The following is a 13,986-nucleotide window of genomic DNA, read 5'->3' on the forward strand; positions in this document are numbered from 1 at the left end:
TGCCAGGTGGCGGGTAAGCGGCGGAAGTCGGCGGAGCAGCAGACGCTCACGGACGCGTTGCAGCCGGTGGTGCGGGAGCTTGTCGACGACATGCGTATTCGCCTCGCGGCTGACCTGGACAAAATGGCGGAGTGGAAGACCACTCACGCGGCGCTCAAGGAATCCCAGCGCACGGGCGCCACGTGGGCCGATTGGCAGGAAGATCAGCTGACCCAGGCGGCGGTCGGGTGGGTGCTCACGAGTGTCTTCGTGCGGTTCTGCGAGGATAACGACCTGCTGGGGGCGCACCAACGCTGGATCAGCGGTCCGGATGCGGACGGGCGTCGGCGGGCGGTGGATGAGCAGGACCGATTCTTCTCGGCGAACCTAGATCAGAGCTTCCGTGGCTATCTGCGTCATGCGTTCTCCCAGCTGGAGCGCTCCCCTGCGGCGGCACCCTTGGTGGGCGAGCACGCCGGAATTCACATCGCCGAGCCGAGTGACGACGCTGCGCAGCGTCTGGTGGAGTTCTGGCGGCAGCCCGATGCCGAGAATGCGACTGTCTGGTCCCTGCGCGATCTGGCATTGGATACGCGTTTCCTGGGCGACATGTATCAGGACTTGTCGGAGTACGCCAAGAAGAAGTACGCGCTACTGCAGACACCGGAATTCGTCGAGGAGTTCATCCTCGATCGCACGCTGACCCCGGCGCTGAAGGAGCGCTCCCCTCGTCTTCCATCGGTCGATGCAGAGGGTCGGACGGGGCCCGTGGACTTCAAGATCATTGATCCCACCTGCGGTTCGGGTCACTTCCTTCTCGGAGCATTCGGGCGGATGCTCGATTACTGGAGGGCCAAGGCTCCCGGGATGGAGCCGACCGAGCAGGTCCGCTTGGCGTTGTCCTCCATTCATGGGGTGGACATCAACCCGTTCGCGGTGGCGATCGCCCAGTTCCGGCTCATGGTGGCAGCACTCCGAGCGACCGGCGGGTCGAGTCTGCTCAATGTGCCCGAGCTACCGCTGCAGGTGTACGCGGGTGACTCGCTGCTGTGGAGCGAGGACTCGGCCGGGCAGTCCGGGTTCGATTACGGCGATCTCACCGTCGATCCGGATGCGCTCGCCAGCGGATTCCACTTGTCCACGGAGGACGTCGCGGCGCTGCGCCGAACGTTAGCGCGAGACCAGTACGACGTGGTGGTGGGCAACCCGCCGTATATCCAGGCAAAAGACAGGACGCTTAACCAGCGCTACCGGGAGCTGTACGGCTACTGTAAGGGTAAGTACGCCCTGACGGTGCCGTTCATGGAGCAGTTCCATTCACTCGCCAAGTCCGGCACTGCTGACCCCTCTCGGGCTGGGTGGGTAGGGCAGATCACGTCGAACTCGTTCATGGCGCGCGAGTTCGGCGTTCCGCTCATCGAGGAGTTCTTCCCGCGAGTCGATCTGCTCGAAGTGATCGACACCTCCGGCGCATACATCCCGGGGCACGGCACGCCGACGGTGACGTTGGTGTCGCGGAGCCGGCGACCGCAGGCGAACACGGTGCGTACGGTCCTCGGCATTCAGGGCGAGCCAGGCGCACCTGAAGATCCCGCGAAGGGATTGGTGTGGCGCAGTATTGTTCGTTACATCGACGATCCTTGTCATGAAGATCCGTGGATTTCAGTCGTGGACACTCCGCGGATGTCGCTGGAAGGTCACCCGTGGTCCCTGCAAGGCGGAGCTGCACCAGCGGCATCAAGGCAGATTAGCGGGAACTCGATTCGGGATCTGGGGGAAGTCACTGAGTCGATCGGAATTCTTGCAGTAACAGGAGAAGACGACGCATTTACGCTGGGGGATGTGGCAGCTCTAAAGATCTCGCGAACCGATATATTCCGTGACTTCGCCACTGGTGATGTCGTCCGGGAATGGTCGGCTACGACGAGCTCTAAGGTGGTATTTCCATACCGCAATGATGACCTGCAAGCGCACCTAGCCCCAGAACTCGAATCGCACTATTGGATGCGACGTGCACATCTGAACTCGCGCATCTACTTCGGCCAAACTAATGTCGAGCGTGGACTGGAATGGTTCGAATACGCATTTCTTATGAAGCAGCGTTGCCGAGCGGCGAATCTCATTGCGTTTGCGTTTGTGGCGACGCATAACCATTTTGTGTTGGATCGCGGCGGAAAGGTGTTCAACCGTTCGGCGCCGGTGATCAAGTTGCAGGAGGGGGCGAGCGAGGACGAGCACCTCGAACTGTTGGGCGTGCTGAACTCGTCGACGGCGTGCTTCTGGCTCAAGCAGAACAGCCACAACAAAGGAAGCACGGTCGACAACAAAGGCGCCCGGACCACTCTGGTGCCGTGGGAAAACTTCTACGAGTTCACCGGGACGACGCTGAAGGACTTCCCGCTTCCGGCCGGCTCGGCGATGGAGCGTGCTCGGCGCATTGATCAGCTGGCCCAAGAGTTGGTGGCGGTAGAGCCTGCTGCGCTTCTCGAGGGGGCGGCTCCGTCGGCAGAGTTGTTCGCCCTCGGCGAGGCGGAATGGGACCGCATCCGGGGGCTAATGATCGGCGAGCAGGAGGAACTCGACTGGCAGGTGTACCACCTGTATGGGTTCACCGACTCCGACCTGTCGCTCCCGGTCGGTGAGGTGCCCGGGATAGCTCTGGGCGAGCGCGCGTTTGAGATCGCGTTGGCACGCCGGGTACAGGCAGGCGAGGCCGAGACGGCGTGGTTCGACCGTCACCGCTCGACCCCGGTCATCGAGATCCCGGAGCACCTTCCGAGCGAGTACCGCGACGCGGTACAGCGACGCCTGGACCTGATTAGCGAGGACCGTTCGTTGGAGCTGCTCGAGCGTCCCGAGTACAAGCGGCGCTGGGCCTCCGTGCCGTGGTCCGACCGGGTCCGGTCGGCACTCGAGTCGTGGATCTTGGACCGACTCGAGACCCCCGAGCTGTGGAAGGACCCCAACGGGTATCCGCAGCCGCAGTCGGTCCGTCAGCTGGCCGCAAAGGTAGAGACCGCTCCGCAGTTGGAAGGTGTGGCCGACGCCTTGGAGCTATGGTCGACCAAGCGGCAGGCAGGCGTCCTCACCAACCTCGTGGCGCTCTTGCAGGACGAGGCAGTGCCGTACCTGGCCGCGCTCCGGCTCAAAGACTCGGGCTTGCGTAAGTTCGCCGAATGGCAGGCCACCTGGGACGCCCAACGCGCCGAGGACCGCGGCGAGATCACGACCGCCCAAGTGCCTGTTCCGCCCAAGTACACCTCCGCGGACTTCCGCAAGACCTCGTACTGGCAGGCTCGCGGCAAACTCGACGTGCCCAAGGAACGGTTCATCGCCTACCCCGGCGCCTCCGGTCCGGACGATCCTACTGCGATGCTGGGCTGGGCCGGCTGGGACCACGCCGAGCAAGGCATCGCCCTGGTGTCGCTGTACGACGATCGCAAGGACGACACCGGCCCCGCTCAGCTCGTTCCGCTCGTCGCCGGGCTGGCCGAGCTCATGCCGTGGATCCGCCAGTGGCACTCCGGCATGGACGCACACTCCGGAATCGACTGGGCCGACTATCTCGGCGGACAGCTCACCTCGCTCGCCGAGCGTTCCGACGTCGCGATCGCCGACCTGTCCGCCTGGCGTCCCGCCCCAGCGACCCGCGGCCGCAAGCGCGTCGCAGCCGCAGCTACTACACCCGATAAGGAAAGCTAGAGGCCATGGCCTTCACCCCTCCCGGCGCGACGGCAGGGTCGGGCACCAGCCCCACCCTGCGTGACGTCTTCTCGATCCCCGAGCACTCGGGAACCTCGACGTTCGTCCTCCAACTCTCCGACGCCGTCACCAGGGACGAACTCGGCACCACCCTGGCCGAGTACGTGGTGACCCCGTCCATCGGCGACGCCTTCGACGAGGCGCTCGCCCTGGTCGACAGCGCCCTGGCCACCGGAGAGAACAAGGGGGCCTTCCTCAAGGGCTCCTTCGGCTCCGGCAAGTCGCACTTCATGGCGGTGCTGCTCGCCCTTCTCACCGGGGACCCTCGCGCCCGCGCCATTGCCGAACTCCAGCAGCACATCGCCGACCACCCGCGGGCCACGTCGAGCAAGATCCTCGCGCTGCCCTTCCACTTCCTGGGCTCGAACTCCATCGAGGACACCCTCTTCTCGGCCTATCTTGAGCACCTGAACCGGCTCCACCCGGGAGTCACCCCGCCGGTACTCCACATGGCCGACGGGTTGCTCGAGAACGCCGAACAGATGCGTGCCGAGGTCGGCGACGAGAGGTTCTTCGCCCGCCTGGCCACTGCCACCACCGGACCCGGGGGCGTCACGTCGTCGTCGTCATCCACCCCCGGCGGCCTCGACCTGGCCGCGCTCGGCGGCGCCACCGCCACCACCTGGGACCGCGACTCCTACGACCGCGCCCGACACCCCGCCGCGTCCCGCGCCGAGCGGGACGCGCTGGTCTCCGCGCTCGGCCAGACGTGGATCACCTCCGCCCACACCAACACCGACTGGCTGCACCTTCCCGAGGGGCTGTCCGCCATCGCCGCGCACGCCAAGACCCTCGGCTACGAGGCCGTGGTCCTGCTGCTCGACGAGCTAATCCTGTGGCTCACCTTCCACTTCTCCAACCGCGAGTTCTTCGGCCGCGAGATCCAGAAGCTCACCGGGTTCGTCGAATCCGATCAGGGGCGCATGGCCGTGCCGGTCGTCAGCTTCATCGCCCGCCAGCACGACCTCAAGGCGTGGAAGGACTCCTCGATCGAGGCCGGCGAGGCCACCAAGATCCGCGAGCAGGCCATCGCTCACCAGGAGGGTCGATTCTCCGGCATCGCGCTCGGCTCAGCCAACCTGCCGCAGATCGCCCACCGGCGGCTCCTCACCCCGAAGAACGCCGCGGCGGTTGAGGCGCTCGAGGCCTCGTTCCAGCGCCTGCACCTGTCCCCGGCCGTCAAGCCCGTCCTGCTGGACAAGGTCAACACCGACGACCAGCACCGCGGAGCCACCGAGGAACAGTTCCGGCTCACCTACCCCTTCAGTCCGGTCCTCATCGACACCCTCGTCCACCTGTCCACCGCCATGCAGCGCGACCGCACTGCGCTCAAGGTGATGGAATCGATGCTCGTCGACCTCGCCGACACCATGACCGTCGACCAGGTGATCCCCGTCGGCGAGGTGTTCGACTACATCATCGACGGGACGCAGAAGGGCGGTACCGACGAGGCGGTGGCTGCCCGATTCCGCACCGCGCGCTCGCTGTGGCAGGACAAGCTCCGTCCTGCCGTTCTGGCCCAGTTCCCCGACGCCGACCCGAGCGTGCGGGACCTGGACCAGCCCAAGGGCGTGCGGGCCCAGCTCCGGCTGGCCAAGACGCTGTTGCTCTCTGCTCTCGCGCCCGAGGTGCCCGGGCTCAAAGCACTCACCGCCAGCAGGTTGGCGCACCTCAACCACGGGGAGCTCGTCTCGATCGTCGCGTCGGACGCGCCCACGCGCGCGCTCGCCTCGGTCCGGGAGTGGAACACCTCGGTTCCCGAGATCACCGTGGGCACGGACAGCCACGATCCGCTGATCTCCATCACGCTCGAAGAATTGCCCTTCGACGAGATCCTTGAACGCGCCCGCGGCGAGGACACCTTCTCCAGGCGCCGCGAACGGCTGCGCTCGATGCTGCAGGAAGAGTTCGGGATCGCCGCCATCGATCCGCAGGCCGACGGTGCGCGCTCCACCCGGATCACCTGGCGTGGCACGAACCGGACCGTCGAGATCGTCTTTGGCAACGTCCGCGACTCCGGCTCCGTGCCGGACACGCTGCTGGCCCCTGTCGAACCCGGGGCCCTGCGGGTAATCGTGGACCTGCCGTTCGACGAGGAGGGTCACGGAGTCTCCGAGGACCACGCCCGCCTCGATCGCCTGCGCACCGACGGGCACGACTACTTCACGCTCGCCTGGCTGCCCGCGTTCCTGGACCGCAAGCAGATGGATGATCTGGGCAAGCTCGTCACCATGGACTGGGTCCTGCAGTCCGAGAAATGGCTCAGCTACACCAGCTACCTCGCCGACGGCGACCGCGAACGGGTTCGCCAGGTAATGATGACCCAGCGGAACCAGCTCGCCGGGCAGCTCGCCGCCATCCTGCGCAAGATGTACGGCATCGCCGAGGGAGCGGTGTTCCCCGATGGGCAGCCGCCCGTGCGCTCGCTGAGCTCGTCCGTGGTGGTGCAGCGGCCCGTCGGCGCCTCGCTGCGCGAGGCCGCGCGGAGGCTCTACGACCAGGCCTTCGACCAGCGTTATCCCGATCACCCGCGGTTCGACACCACCAGCGCGCTCACGCAGAAGGACTTCGCGGTCTCGCTCGACGTGCTGCGCCGGTCCGACGCCCGCGAGGACGGCCGCGCCGCGTTTGTGGCCGCCGAGCGCAAGTCCGTCCAGCTCGTACTGAGCGGTCTCCGGGTGGCTGACGTCCACGAGTCGCACCTCGTGTTCCCCAGCGCCACCTTTGCCAGTTTCGCTGGGCAGATCGACCGCGCGCTCGCCGAGGCGGAGAAATCCGGGCAGGCCGACAGCGTGCTCACGGTCGCTCAGGTCGTGGCCGCCGTCGAGAAGCTCATGCCGCAAGCCGGGCTCAACCGCGACTGCACGACGCTGCTCGCGGCGGCGTGGGCCGAGTCACGCGACCGCAGTTGGTTCACCTACGGAACCCCTGTCGCAGCTCCGGCCTTCAAGGACATCCAGCAGTCGCACCAGCTGCGCGAGCCCGTACTGCCCGAACAGGGCGAGTGGGATCGCGCCGTCCAGGCTGCCCAGCACCTCTTTGGCATTCCCGAGAGAGGTCACCTCTCCCCCACCAACCTCACCCACCTGGTGGGCGAGGTGGCGAGCAAGGCCGACGAGTTCAAGCGGTCCAGCGAGGATCTGGTCGAGCAGCTGTCGAAGCTCGAGCAGCGACTGGGCCGAAGCGCCGACGGGCGGCGACTCCAGCTCGCTCGCCGGCAGACCGAGTTGCTGCAGACGCTGGTGCGCAAGAGGCAGCACCACGGTGAGATCGTGGCCGCACTTGCCGGCGCCGGTGAGGGGACCGGAACCTACCTCGGTGCCACCACCAACGAGGCGAGCCTGTCCATCACGAGTGCCGAGGATGTGGCCGCCGTGGCGCGCAACCTCGGCCCGAACCTCGAGACGTTGATCGGTGGCCGTGCCAAGCAGGGCGCCCTCGGGGGTGAGGCCACGCAGATCGTGAAGGACCTGGACAACGGGGTCGACACCCACGAGTTCGTCCAGCATCTGGTCACGTCTGTTCAGAAGTTTGAGAAGCGCGCGCAGGACTGGATCAACAAGGCAATCGTCGGTCCGCCCCCGATCCCGACCCCGACCCCGCCGGTTTCGCCGCCCCCGCCCCCCACCACGCCGCCGTCTGGGGTGGTGATCACGGGGTCTGGTCCAAGCCGTACCGTCGAGGCGCACGGCAGCCAAGTTGAAGAGGCGATCCACACCGCCCTCGCTGATCTTGGGCGGAGCTACGGAACGGGCACCCGCTTCCGGATCGAGATCACCGCCGAGGAGCCCGAGACGTGACCCCGGCCAGCGCCGGGTTTGCGGGGAGCGTCACCTCGTCGTCGTCCCTCGGTACGGCGACCGCCGCCGACCTCATTCCACTCCTCCACGGCCTATACCGGGACAAGCAGCACAAGCGCGGTTTGCTGGTGATGCACGCCCGCCCCGAATGGGACGGCACCGAGCTGCGCGTCGATGACCTCACCGTGCCGGTCCACTGCTGCCGGACTGTGCTGGAGATCCGGGACGTGGTGCGGCACCGCAAGGATCCCGAGGTGCCGTGGCGCGTCGTGCTCACCGACCTCCCCGTGGAGCAGATTCCCCAGGGAGTTAAGGAGCATTTCCAACCGCTCGGGCGCATGCGGGAGCTCGACCCCGTGGGCACCCTGCTCGGGATGTTCTCCGCCGACCGGACCGACGGCCGCATCCCCCGAGGGCGGGACGACGTCCGGGGGCTCACGACCGCGCTGGCCGACCACCGCGACACCCTCGCCCCCACCCCGACTCCGGTCCTCACCGCCGACCACCTCTACGGGGCCATCAGCACGCTCGTGCTGGGGCTGGAACCGGATTACCGGCTCGCGGACCTCCTAGCCTGGAGCGCCACCCCCGACGCCCACGCCGCGTGGGACGAGCTGGCCTCGCGGCTCACGTCTAACGTTCGCGCGGGGCTCATCACGTGGCTGTGCCGCACGTTCACGCTGACGGGCCCCGGGATCCGCAGCCTGTGGGCCAAGAACGGGCCGCGGGCGCTCCTGCCCGCCGGCCTGGCAGCGGAGACCCTCCGCACGCCCGACTGGCAGGACACACCCACCGAACTCACCGGAGCGCGGGCCCTGTTCAGCCACCACATCGGCGCCACCCTCGGCGACCAGTCTCTGCGCGAATGGGGGTCCGCCGCTGCCAAGGCCGTCCGCATCTCACTCGATAACGGGCAGCCGCTCACCGCCGTACTCGGCGAGGCCCATCGGTTGATCAGCGGATTCGAGCAGAATGGCGGCGCCTCGCTCCTCGCCGGATCCACAGTCCTGCCCGGCGCCTTCCAACGACGCCTCGACGTGTACGCCCGCGGCCTGGCCACCGCCCTCGACGGAGGGAGCGAGACCGCGTTGCTGCGGGGGCTCGGGGCGCTGCGGGCGCACGTCGAAGCCGAGCGCTCCCGTCCCGACGACCTCGAGACCGCCGCCGCGCTGGTCCGGCTCCACCGGTGGAACCGGGCCGAGGCCGCCGCCGTGGCCGACCGGCTGCGTTCCGCCGGTCACGTCGAGGCGATGCGCGCGTACGTCGACGAACTGAGCTGGGTGGACAGGGCCGTCAACTCCGCCTGGCGCGGCTTCACCGCCGACCCCAAGCCCGCGATCGGGCAGTCTGCGGCGGACCCCGACGCGCTCGGTCGCCGCGTCCTCGACCGAACCCTCGCCGTACGACGCGACATCGACCGGACCTTCGCTGCGCTCGTCGGTGCGCGACTTGCCGACCGCTCCACCGCCGGCGACGCCCTGCTTATGGAGGACGTGCTGGACAGGGTCGTCGCGCCCCTGCGTAAGTCCGGGCCAGTCGAATCCGGTCAACGGAGTCAGCGGGCGCTGCTCGTGGTGGTGATCGATGGCCTTTCCGTGGCCGCCGCGCACGGGCTTCTCGAGGACGTGGCCGCACGTCACGCCACCGTCTGGCAGCGGCTCGACCTGGCCTCCCTCGGACTCGATGTGGCCGCCTCCGCCCTGCCGTCGGTGACCACCGCGTCCCGGACCTCGCTGCTCAGGGGAGAGCTGGCCCTCGGCGGGCAGCAGGAGGAGCGGACCGGGTTCGCCGCCCTGTTCCCCGCCCACCCCTCGGTCAGCGACGGGCCGCTGTTCCACAAGGCAGACCTCGACGCGAGCATCGGCGATACCGTCCGCAGCGCCATCTACGACACCAAGCACGTCCCCGTGGTGGGCGCGGTGCTCAACACCGTCGACGACGCCCTCGACCGGTCCGACCCCATCGCCACCACCTGGACCACCTCGCGCATCACCCACCTGGACAAGCTGCTCGACTACGCCCGCGCCGTCGGACGAGACGTGGTCCTGCTCTCCGACCACGGACACGTGGTCGAACGCAGTCGGATCGGCAAGGTCACCGCCGACGGCGCCGTGAGCGCCCGCTGGCGGCCCGCAACCGGGGCGCCCGCCCAGGACGGTGAGCGAGCCGTGTCCGGGAACCGGGTGCTCGCGCCCGGCGCCAGCGGCGCACCGCATCACGGCGCGGTCCTCGCCGTAGACGAGGACCTGCGCTACACCGGCAAGAAGGCCGGCTACCACGGCGGCGCCTCCCCCGCCGAGGTCTGCGCGCCCGTCGCCGCCCTGGTTCAGAGCCTCGACGGGCTCGGAGAGGACGCGCCGTTCCCCGCAGGTCCGCCAGTCCAGGACCCGTGGCCCGCGTGGTGGCCGATCGCGACGGCCTCGATGGGTCCTGAGGGTACGACGGCCGCGGGGCAAGCTGCTGCTGGACAAGCTGCAGCCGGACACAGCGGTCGAGGACCTGCGGCCAAGCCCGCCTCGCGGCGCAAGGCGCCGCAGAACGCCGACCAGGTCTCGCTGTTCGAGTCGCTCGACGCCGATGTGCAGCCCGTCTCCCTGACACCCGACCGGTCGAGGAAACCCGCCGATAAGTTTGCGGATCTGAGCCGTGCCCCGTACTTCAAGGAGAGGGTCAAGGCCCAGCAACTCAAGCCCACGCCCGTCGAGTTGGCAGACGTACTGCGCGCCATCGCTGCCAACAACGGCCGCCTGCCCATCGCCGTACTCGGGAACACGCTCAGGCTCAACCCGCTCCAGATCAGCGGCACCATCGCGAGGATCCAGAAGGTCGTCAACGTCGACGGCATGCCGGTCCTTGAGCGTGAGGACAACGATGTGGTGCTGGCGTCCCAGACCCTCTTTGAACAGTTCGGACTGTAGATGACCGTCTCCCCCGCCCGCCGTACCGCGATCATCGACGCCCTCCGCCGCGGTACCGTCCCCGCCGACGGGCTGGACCAGCTCGCCGTGGGCCTCGACCGGCTCGCGCCGGTCCTGGGAGAGGAGCTGGACAAGGTCGCCGGCGGTGCCGCCGTGTTCAAGGCAGTCCGGGGCGAGTACGGCTCCGGCAAGACCTTCTTCGCGCGCTGGCTCCAGCAGCAGGCCCTCGACCGCGGGTTCGCCGTGTCCGAGGTCCAGATCTCCGAACTCGAGACGCCCCTGCATCGGCTCGAGACCGTGTACCGGAGGGCCTGCGAAGAACTCCGCACCCCCGCTGTCTCTCGACAGGCCTTCCGGGCCGTCCTGGACGACTGGCTCCTCGGAGTGGAAGACGATGCGGCCTCTTCCGGAGCAGACGCCGCCGAGCTGTTGGAGGAGAGGCTGCGCTCCGTCGCCGATGCTGCGCCCGTGTTCCCGCTCGCTCTGCGCGGGTATCGGGACGCATTGCTCAACGGTGATATCGAGGTGGCCGACGGGCTTGCAGCCTGGCTCGGTGGACAACGCAACGTGGCGGCGTCGGCAAAGCGCGCCGCCGGGGTGAAGGGCGAGTTGGACCACTTCCTGGCGATGGGCTTCTTCCAGGGACTGCTCCAGGTGCTCGCCGGCTCCGGCCACCGCGGGCTCCTGCTGGTGCTGGATGAGGTCGAGACCCTCCAGCGCATGCGCGGCGACGTCCGAGAGAAGGCCCTCAACGCCCTGCGGCAGTGGATCGACGAACTCGACTCCGGCCGCTACCCCGGGATGTACCTGCTCATCACCGGAACCAGCGCCTTCTTCGAAGGACAACAGGGCATCAAGCGACTGCCTCCGCTCGACCAGCGTATCGGCGTGAAGTTTGACGCCGACCCCCGCTTCGACAACCCCCGGCAGCCACAAATCCGGCTTCAGGCCTTCGACTTTGACCGACTGGTGGAGGTGGGATCGCGCGTGCGAGACCTCTACGCCACGGGCCTCGACCCCGCGGCAGCCCAGCGGGTCACCACCCTCGTCGACGACGCGTACCTGCGCGTGCTCGCCGAGTCCGTGGCGGGAAAGCTCGGCGGCCAGGTAGGGATCGCACCCCGCCAGTACCTGCGGATGCTCGTCGACTGCCTGGATCGCGTCGAGATGTTCCCGGACTTCCTCCCGCGGCAGCACTTCACGCCCACGCTCGATGCGACCGACCTCAGCCAGAGCGAACGGTCCGCGGTGGCGGCCTCGGCGTCGTCAATCATCGACGACCCCGACGCCATCGAGCTCTAAATGGACCACCACGCCCCGCAGGGCTTCCCCGCGCTGCACCCGCTACTGCAGCACCACGTGGTCAACTCCCTCGGCTGGCCCGGCCTGCGGCCACTGCAGGAGGAGTCCGTCCGGCCGCTGATCGACGGCGAGGACGCCCTACTGCTCGCGCCGACCGCCGGCGGTAAGACCGAGGCCGCCGTCTTCCCCGTCCTCACCCGCATGGCCCACGAAGACTGGGCCGGGCTGACCGTGCTGTACGTCACCCCGCTCAAGGCGCTACTCAACAACCTCGCGGTGCGTCTGGTCGACTACACCGCGTGGATGGGTCGCCGCGTCGAGGTGTGGCACGGAGATGTCGGCGAGAGTGCCCGCAGAGCCATCCGCGCCGACCCGCCGGACATCCTGCTCACCACACCCGAATCCATCGAGGCGATGCTCGCCTCCACCAAGACCGACCACCGCATGTTGTTCGGGAACTTGCGGACCGTGGTGATTGACGAGGTGCATGCCTTTGCCGGCGACGACCGCGGCTGGCACCTGTCCGCCGTTCTCTCGCGCCTTGAGCACCTGGTCGGGCGGCCGCTGCAGCGGATCGGGATGAGCGCGACCGTCGGCAACCCCGAGGAGCTGCTGCAGTGGTTGCAGGGCGGTGTCGACGGGCGGGCCGGTCGGGTGATCGCGCCTGGCGTCGCCGTGGGTGAGGCGGTCCGGCCTGTTGCCGGTGACGCTGACATCGTCGTGGACGCCGTCGACACTCTCGACTCCGCCGCTGTGTTGCTGTCCAAGCTGTACCGGGGGCAGAAGCGGCTCGTCTTTGTGGACAGTCGGCGGCAGGCCGAGGAGCTCGCATCGATGCTCCGGGGCTTCGACGTGGACGTGTACCTCTCGCACTCGTCGCTCTCCGCCGAGGAACGGAGGCGGTCCGAGCTGGCCTTTGCCGAAGCGCGCGACTGCGTGATCGTGGCGACTTCAACCCTCGAGCTGGGCATCGACATCGGGGATCTGGACCGGATGATCCAGATCGGCGCACCGGGGTCCGTGTCGAGCTTCCTCCAGCGTCTCGGGCGCACTGGCCGGCGGGCCGATACCGTCCGGAACTGCCTGTTCATCGCCACGGAGCCGCGGCACCTGCTCCGGACGTTGGGGCTCCTGCACGCCTGGGGCACAGGATACGTCGAGCCCGTTGTGCCCCCTCCGGTACCTCTGCACCTGGTAGCGCAGCAGATCATGGCCGCGATGCTGCAGGAGGGCGCGCTGCCGCGGTACGGCTGGCAGGCCCGGTGGGCGGCCACCCCGCTCATGCATGTGGACACCCTGGAGCGTCCCGCCGAGCTGATCGTCGACTTCCTGGTGGAGCGGGGCTACCTCAACGTCGACGGCGGCGCCATGTTCCTCGGGCCCGGCGCCGAGAGATTATTCGGCCGCCGCCACTTCATGGACCTGCTCACTACCTTCGCAATGCCTCGGGAGTTCACCGTTCTGGCCGGCCGGCAGGAGGTTGGGACCGTGGAGTGGAGGGCTCTCACTGGCGGCGACGGGCCGATCCATCTGCTTCTTGCCGGGCGGTCCTGGAAGGTCACCGACATCAACTGGCCCAGGCACCGGGTGCAGGTGGAGCCCGCCGCGGGCGGGGGCAGAGCTCGGTACGGATTCGGTGGCGCCGACATCGGTCGGCAGGTCGCGCAGGGCATGCGCGCTGTGTTGCTGGGAGAGCTCCCCGAGCAGATTCGGCTCACCGCCCGCGCCCGCGCCGTACTCGCCGACGACGAGGACCGGTTGCGTCACACGGTGAGCCCACACGGACCTGTGTGGACCACCACGGACAACGTCCGGAAGTGGTGGACCTACGAGGGCAGTGCTGCGAACCGCCGGTACCAGGCGGCGCTCGGGCCGGCATTGGGCGAAGAGCTGGCTCCGCAGGGCGGGATGGTCCAGCCCGACGCGATTACCCTGCACGAGGGCATGCCCACCGGGCCTGCAGCGAAGCGGCTCGAGTTCTGGGCGTCCCTACCGGAGAGTGAGCGGCCGCTTCCTGCGGTTCCTCCGACCCTGATCGACAAGCTCAAGTTCTCCGAGGCGCTTCCGGTCGAGTGGGCCGTCGAGGTGATCGCGCGGCGGATGACTGGTGCGTAGAACGCCTTTTGGGTATTGGCGATGCCAGCCCTGAGACACAGCTAGTCTTGGGGAATGGCGGAGTTCTGGGGAATCCACAACGACCAAACCACAATCGATCCTGTTTCCGA

5 protein-coding genes are annotated in these 13,986 nt (G+C 68.1%); all 5 read left to right on the plus strand.

Annotated elements, in window-relative coordinates; translation table 11 throughout:
• Positions 1-6: 6 nt before the first annotated feature.
• Genes pglX through ACWIE7_RS00875 form a run of 5 tightly spaced genes read left to right on the plus strand, consistent with a single transcriptional unit; the run spans position 7 to position 13,876 of the window.
• A complete protein-coding gene (gene pglX, locus ACWIE7_RS00855; protein ID WP_454068363.1) occupies positions 7-3,681 on the plus strand; it encodes a BREX-2 system adenine-specific DNA-methyltransferase PglX in 3,675 nt (1,224 codons plus the stop codon).
• Positions 3,682-3,686: 5 nt separating this feature from the next.
• Positions 3,687-7,541 carry a DUF6079 family protein gene (locus ACWIE7_RS00860; RefSeq protein WP_454068364.1) on the plus strand — a complete coding sequence of 1,285 codons (3,855 nt, stop codon included), beginning with the start codon at positions 3,687-3,689 and terminating at the stop codon, positions 7,539-7,541.
• A complete protein-coding gene (pglZ, locus tag ACWIE7_RS00865; protein WP_454068365.1) occupies positions 7,538-10,459 on the plus strand; it encodes a BREX-2 system phosphatase PglZ in 2,922 nt (973 codons plus the stop codon). Before ACWIE7_RS00860 ends, pglZ begins: the two co-directional genes overlap by 4 nt.
• Positions 10,460-11,761, plus strand: coding sequence for a BREX system ATP-binding protein BrxD (brxD, locus tag ACWIE7_RS00870; protein WP_454068366.1), 1,302 nt, complete (start codon positions 10,460-10,462; stop codon positions 11,759-11,761).
• Positions 11,762-13,876 (plus strand): DEAD/DEAH box helicase, encoded by a 2,115-nt coding sequence (locus ACWIE7_RS00875; protein WP_454068367.1) that lies wholly within the window; start codon positions 11,762-11,764, stop codon positions 13,874-13,876.
• The last annotated feature ends 110 nt before the right edge of the window (positions 13,877-13,986 follow it).

Source organism: Dietzia sp. NPDC055343 (assembly GCF_053645265.1).